Source organism: Paenarthrobacter sp. YJN-5 (assembly GCF_015040095.1).
GTDB classification, from domain to species: Bacteria; Actinomycetota; Actinomycetes; order Actinomycetales; family Micrococcaceae; genus Arthrobacter; species Arthrobacter ureafaciens.
This window is the reverse complement of record NZ_CP053544.1, coordinates 2,063,038-2,088,634: the sequence shown is the minus strand read 5'-3', so window position 1 is coordinate 2,088,634 and position 25,597 is coordinate 2,063,038. Positions and strand designations below refer to the sequence as shown.

Below are 25,597 nucleotides of genomic sequence, written 5' to 3'. Positions count from 1 at the left end.
AATTGTAGTTTCCGGGCACGTCTACCAGCAGGTTTCCGGACACATTTTCCAGACTCCTTTCCAATGGGGATATGGCAGAGTTATGCCATGCCGGAACTGCCCGAAGTGCACGGCCTGTGCACCTACCTGGACACCCAACTTCGCGGAGCCGAACTGACGGGCGTGCGCATCAACTCCATTGCCGCGCTCAAGACTGCGGATCCTCCGTATTACGCCCTTGAAGGCCGCACGATCGAAGGCGTGCAACGGTTCGGCAAATTCGTGTGCTTCGACGCCGGCGGAATGTTCTTCGTGTTCCATTTGGCCAAGGCCGGATGGGTCCGTTACACGGAGCACCCGTCATCTGCAGCCCTGCGCATGGGCAAGAGCAACATTGCTGCGCGCTTGCTGTTCCACCGGTCAGCAGATGACACCCACATCGGGTTGGACCTGACGGAGGCCGGAACCAAGAAGAGCCTCGCAATATACGTGGTCCGTGATCCGCAGGACGTTCCAGGCATCGCCAGTCTGGGGCCTGAACCGCTCAGCCCGGATTTCGACGTCGACGCCCTGGCGGCGATCGTCCGGTCCAGTTCCCAGCAAATCAAGGGCCTGCTGCGCAGCCAAAGTGTCATTGCGGGAATAGGCAATGCTTACAGCGACGAGATCCTGCACGCCGCGAAGATCTCACCTTTCGCCATCGCCAAGTCCTTGGACGAGGAGCACATTTCCAGGCTCTACGACGCCATGCAGGAGGTCCTGGTGAGTGCGGTGACCGCTGCCTCCGGCAAGCCGTCGAGCGAATTGAAGGACACCAAGCGAAGCAACTTCCGGGTTCATGCCAGGACCGGCCAGCCCTGCCCCGTGTGCGGGGACGCAGTAAGGGAGGTGTCCTTCGCGGACACCTCCCTGCAGTATTGCGCTACCTGCCAAACCAACGGCAAGATCCTTGCTGACAGGAGGACCTCACGGTTCCTGAAGTAGCCGGGGTGGCTGGTCAACCGTGAGCTAGTTGAATTCAGGGCTTTCAGTGCGGCTCCGCTTGAGCTCGAAGAAATGCGGGAAACCAGCCAAGGCCACCGTGGCGTCCCAGAGCTTGCCCGCATCTTCGCCGCGGGGAATCCGGGTCAGTACCGGGCCGAAGAATGCCGTCCCGTTGAAGGCAACCACAGGCGTTCCCACGTCCTGGCCCACCAGTGATATCCCGGCCTCGTGGCTGGCCCGCAGTTGGGCATCGTATTCGTCGGAATCGGCAAAGCGGGCCAGTTCCGCCGGTAGGCCCACTTCTGCCAGGGCTTTACGGATCACGGACGGGCGGTCCTTGTTGCCCTCATGGTGGATCTCTTCGCCCATGGCGTCGTAGAGGGGCTTGACGTATTCACTGCCATGGAGTTCCTGCGCAGCGATGATCACCCGCACAGGACCCCAGCTCTGATCCATCAGCGCCCGGTAGTCTTCCGGCAGATCGCGGCCTTCGTTCAGCACGGAGAGGCTCATGACGTGCCATTCGGTCTCGATGCCGCGGACCTGTTCAACCTCGCCGATCCAGCGTGAGGTGATCCAAGCGAAAGGGCATGCGGGGTCGAACCAGAAGTCGGCTTTGTTGACTGCTTGATCTGTCGATGTCTTTTCAGGCACAAGAAACTCCTCGGAAGGGTGAAAACGGCACGCGGAAACGTGAGATGCGGAGGATCAACCTCCTGTGGGCTGCAACCGGCGCTTACGCCGACTTATTCCGGCGCTTGGCCACGACGTCGTGCGCGATCATGGTCGGCTGCGCCTTCTTGGCCACGACATCGGCGGTGATGACCACCGTGGCGATGTCGTCCCGGCTGGGTAGATCGAACATGACGGGAAGCAGGACTTCTTCCATGATGGCCCGCAGTCCGCGGGCTCCCGTCCCGCGCTCCAGCGCCTGGTCCGCAATCGCATCCAGGGCGTCGTCGTCGAACTGCAGCTCCACACCGTCGAGCTGGAACATCTTTTGGTACTGCTTGACCAAGGCGTTCTTGGGCGTGGACAGAATCTGGATCAATGCCGGCCTGTCCAGGTTGGACACCGTGGTGATAACGGGAAGGCGACCAATGAACTCAGGGATGAGGCCGAACTTCAGCAGGTCCTCAGGCATGACTTCCCCGTAGGAGTCCACGTTGTCCCGGACTTCGTTAAGCTGGGCGCCGAAACCTATGCCTTTGCGGCCCGACCGCGAACCGATGATGTCCTCCAGCCCGGCAAAAGCACCGGCCACGATGAAAAGGACGTTCGTGGTGTCGATCTGGATGAATTCCTGATGCGGATGCTTGCGGCCACCCTGGGGCGGTACCGAGGCCACGGTGCCCTCAAGGATCTTCAGCAGTGCCTGCTGCACGCCCTCGCCGGACACATCGCGGGTAATCGAAGGGTTCTCGCTCTTGCGGGAGATTTTGTCGATCTCGTCGATGTAAATGATTCCCTGCTCAGCCTTCTTGACGTCGTAATCCGCGGCCTGGATGAGCTTGAGCAGGATGTTCTCGACGTCCTCGCCAACATACCCGGCTTCGGTCAGGGCTGTGGCGTCGGCGACGGCAAAGGGGACATTAAGGCGGCGGGCCAGGGTCTGGGCCAGGTACGTCTTGCCGCAGCCCGTGGGGCCGATGAGCAGGATGTTGGACTTGGCGATCTCCACGTCCTCGTGGTGGGCGCCGTCGCCAAGGCTGCCGCTCTTGGGGGCGTGGCCTGCCTGGATCCGCTTGTAATGGTTGTAGACAGCCACGGCAAGGGAACGCTTGGCCGGCTCCTGGCCAATGACGTACTCCTGGAGGAAATCGAAGATCTCCCGGGGCTTGGGAAGTTCGAAGCTGCCCAGATCCGATACTTCCGCCAGCTCTTCTTCAATGATTTCGTTGCAGAGCTCGATGCACTCGTCGCAGATGTACACGCCGGGCCCGGCAATCAGCTTCCGAACCTGCTTTTGGCTCTTTCCGCAGAAAGAACACTTCAGCAGATCCGTGCTCTCGCCAATCCGAGCCATGTGGGAATCCCTTCGTTGCATGCGGGTGATGCGGCTCCGCGCCGTACTCAAGTGTGCGGCCTTGCCGCGGTCGGCACCACCGTGACTTCTTCCACTCTAGGTCACAAAGTGCCGCTTGGGTGGAAACAGAACGCCGGTGCGGTCCATATTTCGCGAACCGCACCGGCGTCGATTTCCGTGTGCTACCGGGCGATAGCCTGGGGCTTGATCTTCCGGGAATCCAGGACCTGGTCAATCAGGCCGTAGGCCCGGGCTTCCTCGGCGGTAAGGATCTTGTCCCGCTCGATGTCGTTGTTGACCTGCTCGGAGGTCCGACCGGAGTGCTGGGCCAGGGTGTCTTCCAGCCAGGTACGCATACGCATGACCTCCGCTGCCTGGATTTCCAGGTCGGATGCCTGGCCGCCCTGGCCACCTGAGAGCGCCGGCTGGTGGATCAGCACGCGGGCGTTCGGGAGGGCCAGCCTCTTGCCCGGCGTGCCAGCCGCCAGCAACACAGCTGCGGCACTGGCAGCCTGGCCAAGGCAGACCGTCTGGATCTCCGGCCGGATGTACTGCATGGTGTCGTAGATAGCCGTCATGGCCGTGAACGAACCGCCGGGCGAGTTGATGTACAGCGTGATGTCGCGGTCCGGGTCGGTGGACTCGAGGACCAGCAACTGGGCCATGATGTCATCGGCCGATGCGTCATCAACCTGCACGCCGAGGAAGATGATCCGGTCCTCGAAGAGCTTGGTGTACGGGTCCTGGCGCTTGAAGCCGTAGGGCGTGCGCTCTTCGAACTGGGGCAGGACGTAGCGGCTGGTAGGAAGATTGCCGGCAGACCATCCGAAGTTGTAGTTCATGTCAATTGCTCCTGGTTTCAGTGGTTCTAATGCCGGCTAGTTGTTGTTGGAGTCCGACTGGTTTGCCGTTCCGCCGCCTCCGGCCACGGAACCGGCGTGTGCCGAGATCTTGTCGAAGAAGCCGTATTCCAGCGCCTCGGTGGCCGTGAACCACTTGTCGCGGTCGTTGTCCTTGAGGATGGTTTCGACAGTCTGTCCCGTCTGCTCCGCGGTCAGTTCGGCCATGACCTTCTTCATGTGGAGAATCAGCTCAGCCTGGATCTTGATGTCCGATGCCGTGCCGCCGATTCCGCCGGAAGGCTGGTGCATGAGGATGCGGGCGTTGGGGGTGGCGTAGCGCTTGCCCTTGGTGCCCGAGGAAAGCAGGAACTGGCCCATGGACGCGGCAAGGCCTGTTGCGACCGTGACGACGTCGTTCGGGATGAACTGCATGGTGTCGTAGATGGCCATGCCGGCGGTCACCGAGCCACCCGGGGAGTTGATGTAAAGGTAGATGTCCTTCTCCGGGTCTTCTGCCGAGAGGAGGAGAAGCTGTGAGCAGATGGCGTTGGCGTTCTCATCGCGGACCTCGGAGCCGAGCCAGATGATGCGCTCTTTCAGCAGGCGGTTGTAGATGTAGTTGTCCTGGGCCGCGGGATCGACAGTTGCCATCCGGGGAGCCTCTGATTGCTGTGACATAAGTACTTACCTCTCGCTGGTGCCAGTGACCTCACTGAACTTCACTACATTGGACACTAACCGCTTTGGCCGGCGTTTTGTTCGCCGGAATCGCACTGTTCGCTGACGGCGCACGGGAGGGCCCGGGCCTTGTGTTCTGCCCTTAAAGCGAACCGGCCCCGGATCCAAGGATCCGGGGCCGGTTGAAGCCGTACTAGAACTTCACTGCTGCGGGGTCGTCGCTGGAGACGGTCTCTGCTTCAGCCTCGGCCTCTGCAGTTTCTTCAGCGGCAACTTCACCGGCAGGGCGCACGAAGTCGGTCAGGTCAACCTTGTTGCCTTCGGAGTCCACAACCTCGGCCTGGCCCAGCACTACTGCCAGTGCCTTGCGGCGGCGAACCTCGGACACCATCATGGGGACCTGGCCGCTCTGATCGATGATCTGGGCGAACTGGTTCGGGTCCATGCCGTACTGGCTGGCGGTGGTGACGATGTAGTCGATCAGCTCGTTCTGGCTGACGTTGACTTCTTCCTTGTCCGCAATGGCGTCGAGGATGACCTCGTTCTGGAAGGCGCGCTCAGTGTTTGCCTTCACCTCAGCGCGGTGCTCCTCGGTGTCGTGGTCGCCTTCGCCGTGGGAGTTTTCCTGGGTGAAGTGGGCCTCGACCTGCTCCTCGACGACGGATGCCGGGACGGGAACCTCAACGAGCTCGACGAGCTTGTCCAGGACCTTGTCGCGGGCTTCCACGCCCTGGCCAACAACCTTGGACTCAGCGGCCTGCTTGGCGAGGTCTTCGCGGAGTTCAGCCAGGGTGTCGAATTCGGATGCCAGCTGTGCGAAGTCATCGTTTGCCTCGGGAAGCTCGCGCTCCTTGACGGCCTTGACTACTACCTTGACCTGGGCGGCTTCGCCGGCGTGCTCGCCACCAACGAGGGTGGTGTCGAAGATCGCTTCCTCGTCGGCGGAGAGACCGGAAACAGCCTCGTCCAGGCCTTCGAGCATGGTGGCGGAACCAACCTGGTAGGACAGGCCGGAAGCGGAATCGATCTCTTCGCCGTCAATCGAGGCGGTGATGTCGATGGTGAGGAAGTCATCGTTCTGCGCCGGGCGCTCAACGGACTTGAGGGTGCCGAAGCGGCCACGGAGTTCATCCAGGGCCTTGTCAACGTCAGCGTCGGAGGACTCGGCTGCAGCAACCTCTACCTTGATGCCGGCGTAGTCGGGCAGTTCGATCTCGGGACGGACGTCAACCTCGACCTGGAACTTGAGTTCGCCGTCGGTTGCGGACGGATCCGGGACCTCGGTGATTTCGACCTCGGGACGGCTCAGCGGGCGCACTCCGGTTTCCTGGACAGCAGCCTGGTACCAGCCATTGAGGCCGTCGTTGATAGCCGTCTCCAGAACGTAGCCGCGGCCGACGCGCTGGTCGATGAGCTTGGAAGGAACCTTGCCCTTGCGGAATCCGGGCACCTGGATCTGCGAAGCAACGGTCTTGTACGCGGCATCGATGCTCGGCTTCAGTTCCTCAAAGGGAACCTCAACATTGAGCTTGACCCGCGTTGCGGTGAGGTTCTCGACAGCGCTCTTCACAGTCTAAGTACTCCTGAATTGGTGGGTATGGGGTTCTGCCGCACTCAAGGAAAAGAATGCGAAACACAGAGTCGGGGTGACAGGATTTGAACCTGCGACTTCCTGCTCCCAAAGCAGGCGCTCTAGCCAAGCTGAGCTACACCCCGAATGCACAGGACAGTCTACGGGCAAGAGCGCCGCGAATGCACATTTGACAGCGCCGCCCGAATTAGGTTTAGTTATATCCGGCTTGAACAGCCAACCGGAAGAAGCCCTGAACAGGGAATCCTTCTGGGGACGTAGCTTAATGGTAAAGCCTCAGTCTTCCAAACTGATTACGCGGGTTCGATTCCCGTCGTCCCCTCCATGGAAGAACGCCTCCGATCCCAGGATCGGAGGCCTTCTTGCGTTGTGCCGGACCATCGTTCCCGGAGGCTCAGGCCCGGCGGCGAAGCTCAGACCTGGCAGCCCGGGCACCAATAGAGTTTGCGGGCTCCTATTTCCGCCACGCCCACGATTGTCCCGCACGCGCGGCAGGGCAATCCGTGCCGCTTATAGACAAAGTGGGCGTCGGCGTCGGACACCATGGGTGCACCTTCGGTCCACAGAGCCGGGGGCGTCGTCACAATCCTGCCGTCGCGGACGCCGTCGGACATGGTGGACACGGCATCGTCCCAGAGGTGGCCGGCAGTTTCGACATCCACGGCCGCTCCGGGCGTCCAGGGATCCACTGCCTGCCGGAAAAGGACTTCCGCGCGGTAGATGTTTCCGACTCCCGCGAGGACGGACTGGTCCATCATCAGGAGCGCGACGGCGGTCTTCCGCTTGCGCAGCCGGCGGATGAACTCATCGCGGTCCCCCGGAAGGTTACGGAGGGGATCCGGCCCCAGGCGGTCAAGTACCTTGGCCGCCTCATCGGACGTCACTACGGCGCAGGTGGTCGCCCCTCGGAGATCGGCCCAGCCATGGTCCGACACGAGGCGGACGCGCACGGCCCCTACCGGTTCCGGCGGCCCGGAGTATTCCGCGTCCTCACCGGCAGGCCCGGATTCACGCTCACCAATCCTGCGCGGTGCTCCGATGCTCGAAGCACCCGTAAAGGAACTGTCCCCGCCGAAGCTCCACGCACCGTATAAGCCCAGGTGGACGTGGAGGTAGAGCCCGTGGTCGAAGGCCAGGAACAGCTGCTTTCCGTGGGCGAGCGCCTCCACCGGCACGTGTCCGTCCAACAGCGCGGCGCCTTCGGTGAAGCGTCCCTGCGGACTGCTGACATGAAGGCGCCGGCCGACGAAGACATCCTGGAACTGGCGGGCCAGCCGGTGGATGGAATGACCTTCAGGCACTACTCGACGATCTCGCCCGTGGTCTCGTACACGGCGATCTTTCCAATGCGGCGGACATGGCGCTCGTCATTGCTGAACGGTTCCTGCAGGAACGCTTCGATGATTTCGGTGGCTTCGTCGACGCTGTGCTGCCGGCCGCCTACAGCCACGACGTTCGCGTCGTTGTGCTCACGAGCAAGCTTGGCGGTGGAGAGGTTCCATGCCAAGGCCGCGCGGACTCCCTTGACCTTGTTGGCGGCAATCTGTTCGCCGTTGCCCGATCCGCCCAGCACGATGCCCAGCGCATGGACTCCGGCTGCCTGGTCGGCAACGACGGCCTCCCCGGCATTGATGCAGAACGACGGGTAGTCGTCCAGGGCGTCATATTCCCTGGGCCCGTGGTCCACAACCTCATAGCCCTTGGCCGTGAGGTAGCTGACCAGGTGTGCGCTGAGTTCCATGCCTGCGTGGTCCGTAGCGATGTGGACGCGGGGAGTAGTCACTGTAGTCCGTTCTTTGTGGAGCGCCGGTAAGCCGCTGGGCAGGTGCACAGCCCGGGCCAGGCGCGGCGGGGAGGGATGCTTACCTAGATTACCGTGACCGGCTTCATTGGGGCTGCCCGTCGTCATGGGCCCGGGCAGCGGCCCGGTTGAGGATTCCGGCCAACGTATCAGCTGCTGCCGCCGTTCCGGCGCTCAGGGCCACCCGGCCGCCGTTGAGTTTCCTGACGACGACGGCGGGCCCGCTGCTCACCAGCATCGCGGTCGCGTCGTCATGGTGCCGAAGGCCCCAGCCGCCGTAGTCGGCAGCTTTGACGTCGGCGGGTGCCGCTGCGGCAATATCGACGGCGGGAACGCTCAGCACCGGGACGAGTCCGCCGGCCAGCACCCGAAGTCCTCCCCTGTCCGCACGGACACGGGCGAAAAGGAAGCCCGCACCCAGCAGCGCCACGGCGGCCACCAGGGCTCCGAGCCAGGGCAGCGCCACGGCAATCAGGGCTGCCGGGAACAGGGCAGAAACGATGATCATGATGAACACTGAACTGCGGGCGTGGACCCAGATCCGGAGGGTGTCCCGGGTCAGGTCCGGATCGGCAAGCAGCATCCGTTCGGTTTCCAGGGCTTGGTCGTCCTCAGGGGTCCAGCGGGCATCGGGCTTGAAGGCGAACATCATGACGACGCCCAGGGCCAGGGCCGCGCCGGTTCCCATGGCCAGGACGATCGGGTCCACATGGGACAATCTGGCCTCCCCGACCCCCGACTGACCGACCAGCCCGGCAGCGAGAACCGTGGTGACAAAAAGGCTGACCATGAGTCCCAGCCCCATCATGACCCTGCGCATGACAACAGGCCGGGAGAGCGGAACAGCCTGCGTGAAGGCGAGCCAACCGAACAAGGTGATCATGGCTGCGCCGCCGGCCACATAGGCGCCGAACGGCGCAAAGGCACTTCCGCCGTCGGCATTCCACATGACAGCTACCGGGTCAGGAAGGCTGGTCCGCAACATCTGGGCGCAAACAATGAACCCGATGGCCAGAAGAAGCGGAAAAAACAGCGCAAACCGCAAGGCGCGGGTGTCAAGAGTGTCGCGGAACGTTCCCATGCTTCCAAACTACTCCGGAGCTGGGACCCACAGGGAGTGCAGTCCGCGACACCGTACGGGCATCCCTTGCGATCGCAGCAGAGAATGAAAGAATGACTTCACACCAGCGGCGGGAGAACCGACCGGCCGCCCAGTCCAACTTCCGGAGGCACATTTGCCAGGCCTTAATCTCACGCGCGGGGAAGCCGCGAGCCGCGCTGAACTCCTCAAAGTCGAGTCGTACAACGTCACCCTGGACGTGACCAAGGGACCGGCCGTTTTCGGCTCCACCACCACAGTCCGTTTCTCGGCCCGCGCCGGAGCCTCGACCTTCATCGATGCCATTACCCAAACCGTTCACAGCGTCACCCTGAACGGCACGGAACTTGACCCCGCGGTCGTTTCCGACGGCGTCAGGATCCAGCTCCCCGACCTCGCCGAAGACAACGAACTCGTCATTGTTGCCGATGCTCCCTACATGAACACCGGCGAGGGCCTGCACCGCTTCGTGGACCCCGTGGACGGGGAGGTATACCTCTATACGCAGTTTGAAGTACCCGACTCCCGGCGCATGTTCGCCGTCTTTGAACAGCCCGACCTGAAGGCAAGCTTCACTTTCACCGTGACGGCTCCGTCACACTGGGACGTGGTCTCCAACTCCCCCACGCCTGCCCCGGAACCCATTGAGGCCGGGGACGACGGCGGTGCGCGCTCAGTGTGGAAGTTCGCCCCCACCCCCCGGCTCTCGTCGTACGTCACCGCACTGATCGCCGGCCCGTACCAATCCGTACGCTCGGAAGTGACAAGTTCGGACGGCCGGGTGGTCCCGCTGGGAGTATTCGCCCGGAAGTCCCTCATGCAGTACCTCGACGCCGACAACATCTTCGAGCTGACCCGGCAGGGCTTCGAATTCTTCGAGGCGCAGTTCGGCTGCCCGTACCCGTTCGAAAAGTACGATCAGCTCTTCGTGCCGGAGTTCAACGCCGGTGCCATGGAAAACGCCGGTGCCGTGACCATCCTGGAAGGCTATGTCTTCCGCGGCAAGGTCACCGGCGCCCAAGTGGAGCGTCGTGCCATCACCGTCCTGCACGAGCTGGCCCATATGTGGTTCGGGGACCTCGTCACCATGCGCTGGTGGAATGACCTCTGGTTGAACGAGTCCTTTGCCGAATACATGTCCCACCTCGCAGCGGTGGAGAACACTGAATTCGACCACGCGTGGACCACGTTCGCCTCCGTGGAGAAGTCCTGGGCTTACCGCCAGGACCAACTGCCCACAACGCACCCCATCTTCGCGGACATCAACAGCCTCCAGGACGTGGAGGTCAACTTCGACGGCATCACCTACGCCAAAGGCGCTTCAGTGCTGCGCCAGCTGGTGGCCTGGGTGGGCCCGGAACAGTTCATGGCCGGGGTCCGGACCTACTTTGCCAAGCATGCCTGGGGCAACACGGAGCTTTCGGACCTCATGCAGGAGCTCGAAGCCGCCAGCGGCCGTGACTTGGACCAGTGGGGCGGGTTGTGGCTTGAGACTGCGGGCGTGAACACGCTCGCCCCCGAGGTCACCGTTGACGAAAACGGCGTCATCACCGGATTTGCCATTCTTCAGACCGCCATCGCCGAACAGCCCACCATCCGCCCGCACCGCCTGGCGGTGGGCTTCTACGACGTCGTCGACGGCAAGCTTGAGCGCGTCCACCGCGAAGAGCTCGACGTCGACGGCCCCCGCACGGACGTCCCCGCCCTGGTAGGCAAGACGCGGCCCGACCTTGTCCTCCTTAACGACGACGACCTCGCCTACGCCAAGGTAAGGCTTGACCCGGCGTCGCTCGCCACCGCGAAGGCCCACCTGAAGGACTTCACCTCAAGCCTTCCCCGCACCTTGGTGTGGGGTTCGGCGTGGGATGCGGCCCGCGACGGCGAGACTCCCGCCCGCGGCTACGTGGACCTGATCCTGGCCAACATCGCCCACGAGACGGACTCGTCGGTGATCCTCGTCCAGCTCCGCCAATTGGCAACGACCCTCACCTACTACGTGGCCGCAGAGCACAAGGAGGAAACGGCAGTCAGGGCCGCCGACCGATTGTGGGAGCTCGCTTCCAGCGTGGAGGCCGGATCCGATGCCCAGTTGCAGTTCGTGAAGTCCTACGCCCAGATCTCACGCAGCGACTCCCAACTGGACCGGATCCAGGCGCTCCTCGACGGCACGTCAACCCTGGAAGGCCTGACTGTGGACCAGGACATGCGGTGGGAACTGCTCACCGCGCTGGTAGTCGGCGGCCGCCACGGGCAGGACCGGATCGAGGAGGAACTCGAGCGGGACAACACCTCCAACGGCCACAACGCAGCCGCCCTCGCCAAGGCTGCGATCCCCACGGCGGAGGCCAAGGAAGCTGCATGGGAGTCGATCGTGGTCAAGGCCGAGCTCTCCAATGCACTCCAGTCCTCAGCCGTTGCCGGCTTCACCCGTGTTCCGGACACCGCGTTGCTGGAACCGTTCGCGGAGAAGTACTTCCAGGCAGTACCTGGAATCGTGAAGGAACGGACCCATGCGCTGGCCCAGCAAATCGTGGTAGGCCTCTACCCCGCCCAGCTGACCACCCAGGCCACCATCGACCGGACGGACGAGTTCCTGGCGGCATTGCCGGAAGACAGCGCGGCACTCAGGCGCATGATGCTGGAGAACCGCGACGCCGTGGCACGCGCCCTGCGCGCCCGGGCCGCCGACGTCGACTAGCCTTGGCCTCCTCCCATGCGGACAGTCTGCGCTGGCTAGACTGTCCGCATGGGCCTGAATGAACACCATTACGCGCTGACCGTCCGCTGGACCGGAAACCGCGGTGACGGCACGGCAGGCTACCGGGCCTACTCCCGGGACCACGACGTCGTTATTCCCGGACTACCGACGTTGAAGGGGTCAGCCGATCCCACGTTCCACGGTGACCGGACACGCTACAACCCTGAGCAACTGCTGCTGGCAGCCTTGGCCCAGTGCCACATGTTGTCCTTCCTGCACGTCGCGGTCAAGCACGGTGTGGTGGTCACCGGATACGAGGACAATGCCGAGGGGCTCATGAAGCTCAACTGGGACGGCAGCGGGCAATTCGAGTCGGTAACCCTCAAGCCCCGCGTCACCATCGCCGATGCCGTTGATGAAAGCCTCATGTCGCAGCTTCACCACGAAGCCAACCAAGTCTGCTTCATCGCGCGCAGCGTCAATTTCCCCGTGCTCCACGAACCAACCACGACGACGGCAGCGGCCTAAGCGGGCGGCCCGCCGCTGCGGTCCCTCCAGAGCTCCAGCAGCCTTCGTTCCGTCAGGCGGCTCAGGCCCGCCTTGCGTTCACGCTCCAAGCCCCTGCTGCGTTCGTCCTCGAGGGTGTCCTTGAGCGTTTCCTGCCAAGGCCGCAGCGCAAGGCCTGCCGCGACGGCGGCTGCGTCGCTCCGGGTCTGGAACCCTTCGTGCCTTGGCGGCAACCACAAGGGAAGCGAGTCCGGGCCGGCCCAGTAGTCGATCCCCTGCTGCACCAGCCAGTCTTCGCTGACGGGGACAACTTCTTCCGTAGCCCCGGACGCACTCCGTGACGCAGCAATATACCCCGCATAGGGAACCACTTCCCCCACAACGTTGAAGGTTCCCGACAGTCCCCGGGCCGCACCGTAAAGAACCCAGGCTGCAACGTCCCTGACGTCGACGATCTGGGTCGGTGAGTCCGGTATGTCCGGAACCAGGACGGGGCCCGCCTTCGCGGCAAACCGGGCGGGCCAATAACCGTACCTGTCCGAAGCATCCCCTGGACCTCCGATCAGGCCGGGCCTGAGAATGTGGGCCTTCTCCCCTGCTGCCCGGCGCGTCATCTCCTCGATGGCTGACTTTGACTCGCCGTACGTCTCCGGCGTTCCGTGTTCTCCTTCCGGCAGGGGTTGGAGCAACCCGGCGTCCTCTGCTGCGCCGGGAACCGACGGATCGGCATAGACGGAGCAGCTCGAAACGAACGTCCAATGCCCCGCCCGGCCGGCCAGGGCGTCAAGGGCTGCCTTCGCGAAGACCGGATCCCGGGCCACCTCCACGACCTCATCCCAATGACCGTCGAGGTCCGTGAAGGCCGCCGCGCCAGCGGCGCGATCCGCACGGACCCACGTGGCGCCGTCGGGCACTGCCGCGGAAGTACCGCGCGCCAGGCAGGTGACCTCATGCCCGGCGGCGAGGGCTTGCCGGGTGATTTCAGCGGACAGGAAAGCCGTACCACCCAGGACGAGGATTCGCATGCGGCCACGCTACGGCGCGATCACGCAACGGCGCTAGGGTTAATGGTGGACAGAGTGTTCACCCCAGGGAGAACACGGGCCGACGACAAGGAGCCAATACACCTTGACCTTCATCTCTTGGATGGAAACCCTCACGATCGAACCGGAAAAAATCGACGTTGTCTCAATCCTCATCACCGTAGGCGTGGGCCTGCTGGTATGGACCGTGGCACGCTTCATCATCCTACGCATCACCCGAAGGGTCGCCTCCGGCAGTTCGCTCTTCAAGAAACCGCACTTCAAATGGGTGCAGCCTGCCATCCGGGCACTGGACCACGAGCGCCGCTCGCAGCGGGCCCAAACCATCGGTTCGCTGCTGACCAGCCTGGTGAGCGTGATCGTGGTGGTGATCGTCATCATCTACGTCCTGAAGTACATGAACGTCGACGTCGCACCCCTGCTGACCAGTGTGGGCATCCTGGGTGTGGCCATCGGCTTTGGTGCCCAGCAGCTCATCCGGGACTTCCTCGCCGGCATCTTCATCACCATCGAAGACCAATACGGCATTGGCGACGTGATCGTCACCAGCGAAGTCATTGGCACGGTGGAGTCCGTCGGCCTGCGGATCACCCGCGTCCGGGCGGAGGACGGCGCCATCTGGTACCTCCGCAACGGCGAGATCCTCCGGGTAGGCAACCGCTCCCAAGGAGACTACGTACCCATCGACACACCTTCGCCGGACAACGACGGAGAAACCAAAGTGAGCGCCGGAGCCCCCGCAGGCACGGCCGCAAAGCCTGAGGAGAAGTCAAGTGAATGATGCCAATTCCAGGCAACCGGGCGCACCGCAGGCCGGCCCGCGACGCCAGTTGATGCAAAACGATCCCTTCAGCCAGCCTGCCTACACTGACAGCTTCTACGCGGCAGTCGGCGGGCATGACACCTTCGTGAAGCTGATCGACGTCTTCTATGACGGTGTGGCCGGGGATCCCCTGCTGCGGCCGATGTACCCCGAAGAGGACCTCGGGCCCGCCAAGCGGCGCTTCCTCATGTTCCTTGAGCAGTACTGGGGCGGCCCCACCACCTACAGCGAGGAACGCGGCCATCCGCGGCTGAGGATGCGGCACATGCCCTTCCGGGTAACGCCGGAAGCGAAGGACCGCTGGCTGTTCCACATGCGCACGGCCGTGGACTCGCTGGGCCTGTCACCCCTGCACGAGGGAACCCTGTGGGACTACATGGAGCGAGCAGCGTTGACCATGGTCAACAGTCCGTCCGCACAGTAGTTCTTCGGTTCTTCCGTTCTTCGGTTCTTCGGTTCGTCGCTGCTAGTTCCGGAAGCCGAGGCCGGCGGCCGTCCTCACCAGAACGTGTCCGCGCGATCCGCTCAGCCGGAACCAGCGGCCGTTGCGGAATACCTGCTGCTCTCCGCCGGCAAGGAAGCCCAAAGCAAAAGCGGCAAAGGCCGCACCTGCCGGGAGCTCTTCACGCCCCGGCAGGGGCCGGCTCCAGACGGCGGCACGGGCACTGTTGACCACGGCAGCGCCTGCCACTGCGGGCACGGCCTCTGCCACCTCGGCGATACCGGCTTCGGCTGCGGACTTAAGTTCGACGTCGGCCATCGCGCCCAAGGCTTCCCAACCGGAGCGCGGAGCCCCGACGCCGGCCCACGACTCCGACACTGTGGACGGCGGGATGGGAAGCTCAACGTCCCCGGCACGCGAGCGGGCCAGCCGATCCAGGACGGAGGCAAGCGTCACGGTGGCGTCCGCCTGGGCTTCCTCGGCGAGGGCCATTGTCCGCAACCCGAGGATGGTGGGGGTGGATTCACCCAGGATCCGCGGCCTGAGGACGCACACATAGGCGGCCAGAACCTGGCCGGCAGCCTGCAGGCGGATGGCGCCGTCATCGATGGTTTTGGCGCGTGTCACGTAGGTCCGCAGGTCGCTGAGATCGTGGGGGTCGGCGAAACGGAAGGACTGGGTCAAGACGTCTGTCACAGCATCGACTCTACCGGCATGTCTTCGGTTGAGAGGGGTTGGGGCGCCGTCTAGAGTCGAACCATGACTGACACGAAGGCCAACCCGGACGCGGAGGCACCCGCAGAAGACCCCATGGAAGTGCTGATCGGCCTGCTGGACCTGGGCGACTTCGACGGGGCGCGGACCAACGAGGACATCTTCCTGGGCCCGTCCCAAAGGCAGCCCAGGCACCGCGTCTTCGGCGGACAGGTCCTGGCACAGTCCATGATGGCCGGCATGCGCACGGTTGACGCAGACCGTGTTGCCCACTCGATGCACGGCTACTTCCTTCGTCCCGGGGACGCCAACAAGCCCATCACCTTTGGAGTCGAGCGGTTGCGCGACGGGCGTTCCTTCTCTGCGCGGCGGGTCCATGCTTACCAGGACGGTGTGCCGATCCTGTCCATGATTGCCTCGTTCCAGGTTGCGGACGAAGGGTTGGATCACCAGACGGCCATGCCGGAAGGCATCCCGGATCCCGAGTCATTGCCCAGCACAGCGGATTTGCTGTCCTCCTTCGACCACCCGTTGGCACGGCACATGTCCTCGGAGCGGCCGTTCGACGTCCGGCACGTCGATCCCGCACTCTACGTCACCGCGCCAACCCGGCACGTGGCAACGAATGCCGTGTGGATGAAAACAATGGGCCCCCTCCCTGACGATCCCAACCTGCACCGTGCTGCCTTGGCGTACGCCAGCGACTACACCTTGCTGGAACCCATCCTGCGCAAGCACGGCCTCGCGTGGATGACTCCGGGCATGAGCGTGGCCAGCCTGGATCACGCGATGTGGTGGCACCGACCCGTGCGGGTGGATGAATGGATGCTCTATGTGCAGGAATCACCCAGTGCACAAGGGGCCCGGGGCTTGGCCACGGGGCGGATCTTCAACCGGGAAGGACTGCACGTCGCCACAGTCGCGCAGGAAGGCATGGTCCGGATTCCCTGACCAACGACAAATGGCCGTCCCTTTCGGGGCGGCCATTCGTCGATATTACGCTTAGTCGTTTTTGCGGTTAGTCGCGATTGCGATTAATCGCGATTGCGCTTAATCGCGGGTCAGGCGTCGGTGCGTGACGCGGTGCGGTTTTGCCGCGTCAGGACCGAGCCGTTCCACCTTGTTTTCCTCGTAGGACTCGAAGTTACCCTCGAACCAGTACCACTTGGAGGGGTTCTCGTCATCGCCTTCGTAGGCCAGGATGTGGGTTGCCACCCGGTCCAGGAACCAGCGGTCGTGCGAGACCACAACAGCACAGCCAGGGAAGTCCAGAAGTGCGTTCTCAAGGCTGCTCAGGGTTTCGACGTCGAGGTCGTTGGTGGGCTCGTCGAGGAGCAGGAGGTTTCCGCCCTGCTTCAGCGTCAATGCCAGGTTGAGACGGTTACGCTCACCACCCGAGAGGACGCCGGCCTTCTTCTGCTGGTCCGGGCCCTTGAATCCGAAAGCGGAAACGTAGGCACGCGAAGGCATCTCGACCTGGCCGACCTGGATGTGGTCCAGGCCGTCGGAAACGACCTCCCACAGGGTCTTGTTGGGGTCAATGCCGCCACGGGACTGGTCCACGTAGGAGATCTTGACGGAATCGCCGATCTTCAGCTCGCCGCCGTCGAGGGACTCCATTCCGACGATGGTCTTGAACAGGGTGGACTTACCCACGCCATTCGGGCCGATGACGCCGACGATGCCGTTGCGGGGCAGCGAGAAGGACAGATCCTCGATGAGGACGCGATCGTCGAAGCCCTTCTTGAGGTTCTTGGCCTCGATCACCAAATTGCCCAGGCGGGGTCCCGGCGGGATCTGGATTTCCTCGAAGTCCAGCTTCCGGGTGCGCTCGGCTTCCGCAGCCATTTCCTCATAGCGGGCCAGACGGGCCTTGGACTTGGTCTGGCGGCCCTTGGCGTTGGACCGGACCCACTCAAGCTCTTCCGTGAGGCGCTTGGCCAGCTTGGCGTCCTTCTTGCCCTGGACTTCCAAACGGGCTTTCTTCTTCTCCAGGTAGGTGGAGTAGTTGCCTTCGTACGGGTACAGGTGGCCGCGGTCGACTTCAGCGATCCACTCGGCTACGTGGTCCAGGAAGTAGCGGTCGTGGGTGACGGCCAGGACTGCGCCCGGGTACGAGGACAGGTGCTGCTCAAGCCACAGGACACTTTCGGCGTCGAGGTGGTTGGTGGGCTCGTCAAGGAGCAGGAGGTCCGGCTTCTGCAGCAGGAGCTTGCACAACGCCACGCGGCGACGCTCACCACCGGAAAGCACGGTCACATCCGCGTCCGCCGGCGGGCACCGGAGCGCGTCCATAGCCTGCTCCAGCTGGGAATCGATGTCCCACGCGTCAGCGGCGTCAATGGCTTCCTGCAGCTTGCCCATTTCCTCAAGGAGGGTGTCGTAATCAGCGTCAGGGTTGGCCATCTCTTCCGAGATCTGGTTGAAGCGCTGGATCTTGCCGTAGATCTCGCCAACGCCTTCCTGGACGTTCCCAAGGACCGTCTTTTCCTCGTTCAGCGGCGGTTCCTGCAGGAGGATGCCCACGGTGTAGCCGGGGCTCAGGCGGGCCTCGCCGTTGGAGGGGGTGTCCAGTCCGGCCATGATCTTCAGGATGGTGGACTTGCCAGCACCGTTAGGGCCCACGACACCAATCTTGGCACCGGGGAAGAACGACATGCTGACATCGTCCAGAATAAGTTTGTCGCCAACGGCCTTTCGGGCCTTGGTCATCGTGTAAATGAATTCCGCCATGCCGTTAAATCTAGTGGCTAGGCGGCTAGAACTCACATTTGGACGTGGAACTCACATTCCGGCGGTGGACTGGCGCCTACCGGACGTCACCAACAAAGCATTTCCCGCTGGCGAGGACTGGAAGCACCGTCATCACCACCCCGCCGTCGCGGATTTGCCCCACGACGCAGCTGCCTCCGGCCAAGGCGGCAGCTTCCATTGCGTCGACATCGAGCCCGGTGGGCGTCCGGCTCACTGATACCTCCACGTTGCTTGCCGGTATGCCGGCAGCAACCAGGGCGCTCCGAACCGCTTCCCGTTCCGGTTTGGACGTCGTGGCGACTATTTTCTTGAGCGTGGCTTCGACAGTCTTTGTTGCAGCGGAAACTTCCGGCGCGAGCGTAGGCCCGGGGGATGCTGTCCCGGATATGGCCGGCGGCTCGGACCCGGTGGGCTCCGGTGCGGTCTGAGTGTTCTGTGCAGGCGGCGTGCAGGAGGCAAGTGCCATGGCCGCTGCGACGCACGCCAACACCATGACGCTGCGGCGTCTTTGGGTCTTCAGGCGCTCAGGAGTATTCCTGCCCGGCGTTGTCCCGCTCCGTGTCATCAATTCCCCCACTCATTGCGCACTGACAGCAATCCCCCGGAACCCCTGTGGAGTTCCGGGGGTAACTGGCGCCCCAGGAGGGAATCGAACCCCCGACCGGCGGATTAGAAGGCCGCTGCTCTATCCCCTGAGCTACTGGGGCATACCGGCTGCCACGCAGGCTGAAGCTGCTGGCGCCACAAAGAGTTTACAGTGCATTCCTCCCGGCCCCTGCCAAGACACCCGCCACCAACGGTCCACTGCTCCTCAACATGCTGCCCCCGCTCCGGTTATGCACATAGCGCCAAAAGGGCATCGACCCTTCCGCGTGGCTGGTTGAAGCTGAAAAAGCCGGACAGGCAGCTTCCTACGTCAAAAGGATCACCATGAACGACATCCTCACCCTCCGCGGCTTCGTAGCCTCTGAGGTCAGAACCTCCACCACGGCCCGGGGAACTCCACAGCTTCCTTCCGGCTGGGAACAACAGAGCGGCGGTACGACAGGGCCAGCAACACATGGGTGGACGGCAATACCAACTGGTACACCGTGCAATCGTTCCGCTACCTGGCAGCGCATGTGGGCTGCAGCGTGAAGAAGGGCCAGCGGGTGATCGTGCTCGGAAGGCTGCGGCTCAGGCAGTGGGAGCATGAGGGCAAGGTGTACCACGTTGCCGAGGTGGATGCCGAGGCGGTGGGGCACGATCTCATGTGGGGCTCAGCCAACTTCACACGCATGAACGGCACCTCAGCGCCGGCGGAGTCAGTTGCGCTCCAGCCTCAGGACGCGGCTGAGGCTCCTGCACCTCCGGCCTCCGAGGTGGAGTGGGAATCAACTCCCGAGTCCGCGGCTCCGCCGGAAGATGACGACGTTGTGGTGAACGTTGAGACCGGCGAGGGCATGTCAGTGAACCCGCGGACAGGAGAGCTCGTGGATGCCACCGCCTGAGAGCTGCGAGTTCCGGGGCACGGGCGATGTACCGCAATGGCGGCCGCCCTCCCCGGAACGGTGACCGTTCCCGCCATAGAGTTACCGCCCCGCCCTAGAGTTGAGGCATGGACAACAGCGACCTTCCCAGGGCTATTCGTTCCACCCTTCGTTCTTCGGCCGACGCCGAACGCGGGCGCGGTGCACAGGCCTATATGAAGTCCGACATGCCGTCCTTGGGAGTCCGCGTCCCCGAGGTCCGACGGATCGTCAAGGAAGCCATCAAGCAGTTCCCGCCGCGTTCGGCGGAGGACCTTCGCGAGGCCGTCCTGGACTTGTGGCGGAAGGCGGAAGTGCGCGAGGAACGTTATGCGGCCATCGATCTGACCGGCATCCGCATGGTCAGGGACGATCCCGGCATGCTGCCTGTCTACGAAGAAATCATCCGGACAGGAGCCTGGTGGGACTTTGTCGATGGTGTGGCCCACCGCCTCGGGACCTTGCTCCTCAAACACCCGGAGACCATGACGCCGACCCTTCTCCAGTGGTCCAAAGACAGCGACATGTGGATCCGAAGGGCCTCCATCACCGCCCAGCTGGGATCCAAGGCAGCCACGGACACCTCCCTGCTGGCCGCGGTAATCCGTCCCAACATGGACGACAAGGAGTTCTTCATCCGCAAAGCCATCGGCTGGGCGCTGCGCGAATACAGCAAGACGGATCCAGGCTGGGTCAAAGCTTTCGCCGAGGAGAATGCATCCCGGCTCAGTCCCCTGTCCGCGCGGGAGGCTTTGCGCTTGCTGTCCACGCCATAGCCCCGGGAGACGCGGTCGGCCCTTAAATAATGGGGCGGGTCCCTGGCTCGTCTTAGATAATGGGGCGGGTCCCGGGCTCGTCGCGTTTCCGGAAGAGGGTCTTCGTCTTGGGGTCAACGAAAATCAGGTACACGGCGAAGAGCAAAGCGATGATGGCCGCGGCGTTCCTGGCCAAGGTGAGGGCAAGCCCAAGATCTTCACTCTGCAGGTACGGGAAGACGTCGAGTTGATCGGAGATGGCATAGACCATGAAGAAGGAGACCACGAAGTAGAGCGCCTTGACCTGCCAGTCATTGCGGATTCCGGTCACCGCGAAAAGCGGTATCAGCCACACCACGTACCAGGACTGGATCATGGGTGCCAACAGGACGATCGCCGCGAAAGCAAGGGTCAACCGGCGCATGAGGCGGTCGTGCTCACCCCGGAAGACGAGCCATGCCACCGCGGCCAGCATGAGTACCTTGCCGGCGTCGTACACCCACTTGGCCATGCCCCAGCCGTCTAGCCCGAACACGTTCGAAATGGAAGCAACCACCAGTCCGATCAGGCCAACGGGTGCATACCAAATCCAAACACTGCCCGGTGCCGAGAGGCCCTTGATCCACCCGAAGCCGAAGCCATTGACCAGGCTCATGGCATAGAGCAACCCGAACGTCAGCGCAGCAGTCAGGAACCAGAAAAGGAACTTCCGCGGCCAGGAAGCGCCCTTACCGGCCCAGAGGAGGCCAATAAAGGGAAGGAAGACCACAGTGATGGGCTTGACCGAGATGGAAAGCGCCACCAGCACGATGCCGAGCACTACCCGGCGCGTGGCGCAGTAGTAAAGGCCTGCCAGGGCCAGACCGATCATCAGCGAATCGTTGTGGACGCTGGCAATGAAGTTGGTGAGGAACAGCGGGTTGGCGGCCGTCAACCACAGCGCACGGTGGGGGTTGACGCCGTGAAGTTCCGCCAGCTTTGGTACGTAGATAATGCAGAGGATTACTCCAACCACTGCCACCAGGCGGAACAGCATGATGCACGCTTCAGGCTGGACGTTGGTCACCCACACCACGAACTGTTCGATCCACAGGAAGAGCTGACCGTAGGGAACGGGTGCCTCGGTCCACATCTTGTCTGCGCCCAACTGGAAGTAGTTGGGAAGGGCGGAAATCCCGTTCTCGTAGGGGTTCATCCCCTCGACCATCAGCCGGCCTTGGCCGATGTAGGCGTAAACGTCCCTGCTGAACAACGGGACAGTGAACATCATTGGCAGTCCCCAGGCAACCACGGCCTGAAGGGTGGCTTTCCGGGCTTCCAGGCCCCACACGCGGACCCTCTGGCCCAACCGGAGCCATGCCCTCACCAGAAGCATGCCGCCCACGGCGAGGAGCACGATCGACAGTCCGACGCCGACGCCCTCGGTCCGCATCCAAATGAAAAGGGGCAGGCGGCGGAGTTCGGAAACCGGAGCAAGCCAGCCAACCCCGAGCGAACCAACAACCAGGAACATGGAACCGATGAAACCGGCGATCAGCGGGGACTTGGCGTTGTCCACTTCCCCGGTGGCCGCATCTTGCGTCGGCGCAATTTTCCCTGCCTTCGAGGCGGCGGGTACGGGCACCGTCATGTGGTTTGCATCCAATCGTTTGCCCGGCATGTTTCGGGACGAAGTTTCGAGTCTCAAGGGCAGGTCACAGCGGGAAAAAGTCACCGCCATGTCCAAAAAATCGTACCATCGGAGCACTTGGATCAGCCTGAACGATAGGCTAGGCGCGTGCCTATTACTAATGAACGCATCGTCTGGATCGACTGCGAAATGACCGGCCTGGACCTCGTGAACGACGCCCTCATCGAGGTCGCCGCCCTCGTCACTGATTCCGAGCTCAACATCCTCGGGGACGGCGTGGACGTGGTCATCAAACCCGACGACGCCGCTTTGGAGCAGATGAACGACTTCGTCCGCGACATGCACACCCGTTCCAAGCTCCTGGACGAACTGCCGCACGGCAAGACGATGGCCGAAGCCGAAGCCCTGGTGCTCGAGTACATCGAAAAATGGGTTCCGGATCCCCGCAAGGCGCCGCTGGGCGGAAACTCCGTCGGCACGGACCGCATGTTCCTCGCACGGGACATGCCCAACGTCATTGAGCACCTGCACTACCGCGTGATCGATGTCAGCACCATCAAGGAACTCTCCCGCCGCTGGTTCCCCCGCGCCTACTTCCAAGCACCTGCCAAGCACGGCGGACACCGGGCCCTGGGAGACATCAAGGACTCCATTGATGAACTCCGGTACTACCGCCAGGCTGTCTTCGTTCCGGCACCAGGCCCGGACACCGCCACCGCGCAACGCATTTCCAAGGAGACAACCGCTTCCGCCGAGACCCTCACCGGCTCCATCGGAGTGTGATCTGCGCCATTTTTAAAGGTTTTTTCGGCGAAACCGGCAAAAGTGGACTTTGAACCCGAAAACAGCAGGTAAGCTATTTGTCGTTGCCTTCACGGAAAGCCGGTCAAACGGTCCAATCCACGAGGCACATGGTGGGCGTAGCTCAGTTGGCAGAGCGCCTGGTTGTGGTCCAGGAGGTCGCGGGTTCAACCCCCGTCGCTCACCCCACCGAGATTGGCTGGAAAGCCGGTTTCCATGAAGGCCGCACCGGTTATCCGGTGCGGCCTTCATTTTGTTTGGGACCGGCCGGCTCCAGCGGTCCGGTCGAAGGCGTCCAGCGACTGACAAGGAAGAACTGACATGACGGTCCTGCCGATCACCATCTGGGGCGAACCTGTCCTGCATCGCCGGGCCAGCGAAGTGGAAACCTTCGACGACGAGCTCCGCACCTTGATCGCCGACATGTTCGAGACCAACGAGGCCGCCAATGGGGTTGGCCTGGCAGCGCCGCAGGTGGGCGTCGGGAAGCGGATCTTTGTCTTCAAGTACGCCAACGATGACGACGCCCCGGATGAAGGCGTGGTGGTCAACCCGGTCCTGACACTCTCAAAAGTGTCCGGCGCCCTCCCCGATCCCGACGAACATGTGGAAGGTTGCCTGTCCTTTCCCGGCGAGCACTATCCCTTGCAGCGGGCCGACTGGGCACGGGTCCAAGGCTTCGATGGCCACGGCAAGCCGCTTGATTTCGTGGCGACGGGCTGGTTCGCCCGGGTAATTCAGCATGAGTACGATCACTTGGATGGCAAGCTGTACGTCAACAGGCTGGTGGACCGTTATGCCAGGAAAGCCATGAAGCAGGCCAAGAAGAACGGCTGGGGTGTCCCGGGCCTGACCTGGATGCCCGGCGTGGATCCGGATCCGTTCGGACACTGACCGTGGACGCCGCACACCTCACAGGACTCCTCGAACACCTGGACATCAGGGATGAGGACGCGCTTGAGTGTGCCGGATTGCTCGCGTCAAAACCTTCACCGGGAGTCAGCGACGCCATCACCGCCATGGAACATAGGCTTGGGACATTCCCTTCGGAGGGCATTCCAAGCGCAGGCCAGAGCGAAGCAGAGTGGATCGAGGCTTTCCTCCGCTTCGCACCGACCGTTCACGAATACCACCTCGGCCTGGGCATCAACGCAGGGACGTCCTGGGCGTCCTTGGCGGACCTCGGTTTGCAACTGCGCGTCAACCGGCGCGTCCACGGCCGGTTCGGGCTGGACACCTGGGGCTGGATGACGCTGCATATGGCAGGCAATATGTTCCGCCTGGGACGGTTGCAGTTCCACCTTGTCCGCAGCAATGGCAGCGAATCCCCAACATCGTCCACTGCGGCTTCCGGATGGGAACTGGGCGTGCACATTCCCGAAGACGGGAGCCTCTCCCCCGGGGTAGTCGATCAGGCCTTTGCTGAAGCCCGTACCTTCTTCGCCCAGCACTTCCCTGACAAACCGGTGACTGAGGCCACCTGCGATTCATGGATGCTGGACCCCTATCTCGCGGAGCACCTTCCCGCGGGCAACATTGCCTCGTTTGCCCGGCGTTTCACGGTGAGCCACTGCACCGATGCCCCCGCCGACGCCGTGTATTTCACGTTCCGGCAACGTGGCCTTGAGGGCCTGGAGGCCCTGCCGCGGAAGACTTCCCTGCAGCGTGTGGTCCTGGAAAGAATCGACGACGGCGGAAGCTGGCAGCTCGGCCACGGCCGGCTGGCCCTTTAGCCCGCCCGGACGGCCGGCAGCGAAGCCGTCATCTGGGCTGACTCACCGTTTGCTGATCCGGACAGGAACCGAGCACCCGCTTCATGGCGTCCTTCTCCGCCTGGGTGACCCACAGCCGATACGCTGCTTTGACCGAGATCTGGCGCGCTACGTAGTGGCACCGGAAGTTCTTGTTGGGCGGAAGCCAGGTTGCGGCGTCACCGGCCCCCTTCTTGACGTTTTGCGGGCCGTCGGCGGCGATGAGGTTCAGGGGATCGTTGGCCAGCAGTTGCCGTTGTCCTGCGGAGAGCTGCTTGGCGCCTTTCTGCCACGCGTCAGCCAATGCCACCACATGGTCGATCTGCAGGGCGGCACTGGTTTTAGGTCCGCGCCGAAACGCCATCTCTACCCCGGTGTAGGGCTCTTGAAGGTGCCCTGCCGTCACCTTGCATGGTGATCCAGCGCTGAACTCCACGGCGCTCAAATCCCTGCGGAGCACATCGTTGCGGGTATCGCACCCGTTCCGGTCAACGTCCAGCCATGCCTGCCCAAAGGCTGCCCGATCGTAGTCGTTGGCTGTCCCGCGGCCTTTGACCTCCAACTGTTCAAGCGCTGCAACCGCGCTCCGGGCCGGTACGCGTGCCGCTCCCGGGAGGGGTTTCATCCAGTCCGGATTGAAGACCGGGGCGGCACTGGGTCCAGTGTTCCAGGGCCCCGCGGCTTCGAACTGCCCTGCTGTGAAGAACCACCCGAGGCCTGCCGCGAGAGCCGCGGACGCCGCTGCGAGAATGGCCCAGGCCAGGCGGTTCCGGCGGCGAGCCCGCGTGTAGGCAGGCCAAGTGCGGCTCAAGGAGGCTCCATCCGGTTGGTGACGTATTGCCCTTTGAGACTAGGACAAAGCACCGACATCGGAGCCTGTATCCACAGTGTGCAGGAGAAGTCACACGGTGGAGCAAGCCATGGGGTGGTTGTCGCCGTGGCTACTGTTCGCGCATGACGCGCCGCAGGTCGTCGGCGGCAACTTCCAGGAGAGTCCGCAATTGTGCAACGCGTTCATCGGAGACGTCCCCGGCGGCGTTGGCCTTGACTGCCTGGTCCAGGAGTTTCTGTGCCTGCTTGTGGTTTGCCTTCGCGACATCCAGCGCGTGTTCCAGCGTGGTTTCGTGTTCCAGCGTCGATTCGTTTTCCATGCACCCATTGTGGGCAGGTT

Annotated in this window: 26 protein-coding genes and 4 tRNA genes; 13 read left to right on the top strand and 17 right to left on the bottom strand. The window is 63.1% G+C overall.

Annotation, left to right across the window (positions count from 1 at the left end):
- Nucleotides 1-87: 87 nt before the first annotated feature.
- Nucleotides 88-963: an Fpg/Nei family DNA glycosylase gene (locus tag HMI59_RS09995; protein WP_193593542.1), complete on the top strand. Its 876-nt coding sequence runs from the start codon at nucleotides 88-90 to the stop codon at nucleotides 961-963.
- A gap of 24 nt (nucleotides 964-987) precedes the next feature.
- Here the strand turns inward: HMI59_RS09995 and HMI59_RS09990 are convergent, their stop codons facing one another.
- The 6 genes from HMI59_RS09990 to HMI59_RS09965 form a co-directional block, all read right to left on the bottom strand.
- Entirely contained in the window at nucleotides 988-1,617 is a 630-nt protein-coding gene (locus HMI59_RS09990) for a DsbA family protein (protein ID WP_021470697.1), read from the bottom strand.
- Between the two features lie 82 nt (nucleotides 1,618-1,699).
- A complete protein-coding gene (gene clpX, locus HMI59_RS09985; RefSeq protein ID WP_021470698.1) occupies nucleotides 1,700-2,989 on the bottom strand; it encodes an ATP-dependent Clp protease ATP-binding subunit ClpX in 1,290 nt (429 codons plus the stop codon).
- A gap of 182 nt (nucleotides 2,990-3,171) precedes the next feature.
- Nucleotides 3,172-3,831 (bottom strand): ATP-dependent Clp protease proteolytic subunit, encoded by a 660-nt coding sequence (locus HMI59_RS09980; protein ID WP_021470699.1) that lies wholly within the window; start codon nucleotides 3,829-3,831, stop codon nucleotides 3,172-3,174.
- A gap of 36 nt (nucleotides 3,832-3,867) precedes the next feature.
- Entirely contained in the window at nucleotides 3,868-4,482 is a 615-nt protein-coding gene (locus HMI59_RS09975) for an ATP-dependent Clp protease proteolytic subunit (protein WP_021470700.1), read from the bottom strand.
- Between the two features lie 220 nt (nucleotides 4,483-4,702).
- Nucleotides 4,703-6,079 (bottom strand): trigger factor, encoded by a 1,377-nt coding sequence (tig, locus tag HMI59_RS09970; protein WP_021470701.1) that lies wholly within the window; start codon nucleotides 6,077-6,079, stop codon nucleotides 4,703-4,705.
- Between the two features lie 71 nt (nucleotides 6,080-6,150).
- Nucleotides 6,151-6,225 (bottom strand) — tRNA-Pro (locus HMI59_RS09965).
- Nucleotides 6,226-6,351: 126 nt separating this feature from the next.
- Here HMI59_RS09965 and HMI59_RS09960 point away from each other — a divergent pair.
- Nucleotides 6,352-6,425 (top strand) — tRNA-Gly (locus tag HMI59_RS09960).
- Nucleotides 6,426-6,513: 88 nt separating this feature from the next.
- Here the strand turns inward: HMI59_RS09960 and HMI59_RS09955 are convergent.
- The 3 genes from HMI59_RS09955 to HMI59_RS09945 form a co-directional block, all read right to left on the bottom strand.
- Nucleotides 6,514-7,401, bottom strand: coding sequence for an Fpg/Nei family DNA glycosylase (locus HMI59_RS09955; protein WP_193593541.1), 888 nt, complete (start codon nucleotides 7,399-7,401; stop codon nucleotides 6,514-6,516).
- Nucleotides 7,401-7,883: a ribose-5-phosphate isomerase gene (locus HMI59_RS09950; protein WP_166185410.1), complete on the bottom strand. Its 483-nt coding sequence runs from the start codon at nucleotides 7,881-7,883 to the stop codon at nucleotides 7,401-7,403. Before HMI59_RS09950 ends, HMI59_RS09955 begins: the two co-directional genes overlap by 1 nt.
- Nucleotides 7,884-7,986: 103 nt before the next feature.
- Nucleotides 7,987-8,982 (bottom strand): hypothetical protein, encoded by a 996-nt coding sequence (locus HMI59_RS09945; RefSeq protein WP_193593540.1) that lies wholly within the window; start codon nucleotides 8,980-8,982, stop codon nucleotides 7,987-7,989.
- 154 nt (nucleotides 8,983-9,136) lie between these two features.
- On the opposite strand from HMI59_RS09945, the gene pepN reads away from it, so the two are divergent.
- Nucleotides 9,137-11,698, top strand: a complete 2,562-nt coding sequence (gene pepN, locus HMI59_RS09940; protein WP_193593539.1) for an aminopeptidase N — start codon at nucleotides 9,137-9,139, stop codon at nucleotides 11,696-11,698.
- A 48-nt stretch (nucleotides 11,699-11,746) separates the two neighbouring features.
- Nucleotides 11,747-12,226, top strand: coding sequence for an OsmC family protein (locus HMI59_RS09935; protein ID WP_193593538.1), 480 nt, complete (start codon nucleotides 11,747-11,749; stop codon nucleotides 12,224-12,226).
- Here HMI59_RS09935 and HMI59_RS09930 read toward each other — a convergent pair.
- Nucleotides 12,223-13,230, bottom strand: coding sequence for an NAD-dependent epimerase/dehydratase family protein (locus HMI59_RS09930; protein WP_193593537.1), 1,008 nt, complete (start codon nucleotides 13,228-13,230; stop codon nucleotides 12,223-12,225). The two genes, HMI59_RS09935 and HMI59_RS09930, sit on opposite strands and share 4 nt — an antisense overlap.
- A 121-nt stretch (nucleotides 13,231-13,351) precedes the next feature.
- On the opposite strand from HMI59_RS09930, the gene HMI59_RS09925 reads away from it, so the two are divergent.
- Together HMI59_RS09925 and HMI59_RS09920 are read left to right on the top strand one after the other, a co-directional pair.
- The gene (locus HMI59_RS09925) at nucleotides 13,352-14,029 is read left to right on the top strand and encodes a mechanosensitive ion channel family protein (protein ID WP_079941275.1); all 678 of its coding nucleotides are present in this window, start codon (nucleotides 13,352-13,354) and stop codon (nucleotides 14,027-14,029) included.
- 52 nt (nucleotides 14,030-14,081) lie between these two features.
- Complete coding sequence (locus HMI59_RS09920; RefSeq protein WP_082038915.1) at nucleotides 14,082-14,495, top strand: globin; 414 nt, start codon at nucleotides 14,082-14,084, stop codon at nucleotides 14,493-14,495.
- A gap of 42 nt (nucleotides 14,496-14,537) precedes the next feature.
- On the opposite strand, the gene HMI59_RS09915 is transcribed toward HMI59_RS09920, so the two are convergent.
- Nucleotides 14,538-15,209, bottom strand: coding sequence for a hypothetical protein (locus tag HMI59_RS09915; RefSeq protein ID WP_166185423.1), 672 nt, complete (start codon nucleotides 15,207-15,209; stop codon nucleotides 14,538-14,540).
- A gap of 63 nt (nucleotides 15,210-15,272) precedes the next feature.
- Here HMI59_RS09915 and HMI59_RS09910 point away from each other — a divergent pair, with 63 nt between their 5' ends.
- Nucleotides 15,273-16,178: an acyl-CoA thioesterase II gene (locus HMI59_RS09910; RefSeq protein WP_193593536.1), complete on the top strand. Its 906-nt coding sequence runs from the start codon at nucleotides 15,273-15,275 to the stop codon at nucleotides 16,176-16,178.
- A gap of 99 nt (nucleotides 16,179-16,277) precedes the next feature.
- Here the strand turns inward: HMI59_RS09910 and ettA are convergent, their stop codons facing one another.
- The 3 genes from ettA to HMI59_RS09895 all read right to left on the bottom strand — a co-directional run bounded on the left by ettA (nucleotide 16,278) and on the right by HMI59_RS09895 (nucleotide 18,688).
- The gene (gene ettA / locus HMI59_RS09905) at nucleotides 16,278-17,960 is read right to left on the bottom strand and encodes an energy-dependent translational throttle protein EttA (RefSeq protein ID WP_031215996.1); all 1,683 of its coding nucleotides are present in this window, start codon (nucleotides 17,958-17,960) and stop codon (nucleotides 16,278-16,280) included.
- A 76-nt stretch (nucleotides 17,961-18,036) separates the two neighbouring features.
- Entirely contained in the window at nucleotides 18,037-18,546 is a 510-nt protein-coding gene (locus HMI59_RS25655) for a hypothetical protein (RefSeq protein ID WP_227471603.1), read from the bottom strand.
- 66 nt (nucleotides 18,547-18,612) lie between these two features.
- Nucleotides 18,613-18,688: transfer RNA gene (locus HMI59_RS09895), tRNA-Arg, on the bottom strand.
- 312 nt (nucleotides 18,689-19,000) lie between these two features.
- Between HMI59_RS09895 and HMI59_RS09890 the strand changes: the two genes are divergently transcribed.
- A complete protein-coding gene (locus tag HMI59_RS09890) occupies nucleotides 19,001-19,471 on the top strand; it encodes a single-stranded DNA-binding protein (protein WP_227471627.1) in 471 nt (156 codons plus the stop codon).
- A 107-nt stretch (nucleotides 19,472-19,578) separates the two neighbouring features.
- Nucleotides 19,579-20,265, top strand: coding sequence for a DNA alkylation repair protein (locus HMI59_RS09885; RefSeq protein ID WP_193593535.1), 687 nt, complete (start codon nucleotides 19,579-19,581; stop codon nucleotides 20,263-20,265).
- 52 nt (nucleotides 20,266-20,317) lie between these two features.
- Here the strand turns inward: HMI59_RS09885 and mptB are convergent, their stop codons facing one another.
- Complete coding sequence (gene mptB, locus HMI59_RS09880) at nucleotides 20,318-21,874, bottom strand: polyprenol phosphomannose-dependent alpha 1,6 mannosyltransferase MptB (protein ID WP_193593534.1); 1,557 nt, start codon at nucleotides 21,872-21,874, stop codon at nucleotides 20,318-20,320.
- A gap of 147 nt (nucleotides 21,875-22,021) precedes the next feature.
- Between mptB and orn the strand changes: the two genes are divergently transcribed.
- The 4 genes from orn to HMI59_RS09860 all read left to right on the top strand — a co-directional run bounded on the left by orn (nucleotide 22,022) and on the right by HMI59_RS09860 (nucleotide 24,408).
- Nucleotides 22,022-22,657 (top strand): oligoribonuclease, encoded by a 636-nt coding sequence (gene orn, locus HMI59_RS09875; RefSeq protein WP_079941272.1) that lies wholly within the window; start codon nucleotides 22,022-22,024, stop codon nucleotides 22,655-22,657.
- Nucleotides 22,658-22,788: 131 nt separating this feature from the next.
- Nucleotides 22,789-22,864, top strand: a tRNA-His gene (locus tag HMI59_RS09870).
- Between the two features lie 132 nt (nucleotides 22,865-22,996).
- Nucleotides 22,997-23,569 carry a peptide deformylase gene (gene def / locus HMI59_RS09865; RefSeq protein ID WP_021470718.1) on the top strand — a complete coding sequence of 191 codons (573 nt, stop codon included), beginning with the start codon at nucleotides 22,997-22,999 and terminating at the stop codon, nucleotides 23,567-23,569.
- Between the two features lie 2 nt (nucleotides 23,570-23,571).
- Nucleotides 23,572-24,408 carry an acyltransferase domain-containing protein gene (locus HMI59_RS09860; protein ID WP_193593533.1) on the top strand — a complete coding sequence of 279 codons (837 nt, stop codon included), beginning with the start codon at nucleotides 23,572-23,574 and terminating at the stop codon, nucleotides 24,406-24,408.
- A gap of 28 nt (nucleotides 24,409-24,436) precedes the next feature.
- On the opposite strand, the gene HMI59_RS09855 is transcribed toward HMI59_RS09860, so the two are convergent.
- On the bottom strand, nucleotides 24,437-25,237 hold the full coding sequence (locus HMI59_RS09855; RefSeq protein ID WP_193593532.1) for an HNH endonuclease family protein: 801 nt from the start codon (nucleotides 25,235-25,237) through the stop codon (nucleotides 24,437-24,439).
- 130 nt (nucleotides 25,238-25,367) lie between these two features.
- The gene (locus HMI59_RS09850; RefSeq protein WP_062097005.1) at nucleotides 25,368-25,577 is read right to left on the bottom strand and encodes a hypothetical protein; all 210 of its coding nucleotides are present in this window, start codon (nucleotides 25,575-25,577) and stop codon (nucleotides 25,368-25,370) included.
- Nucleotides 25,578-25,597: the final 20 nt, after the last annotated feature.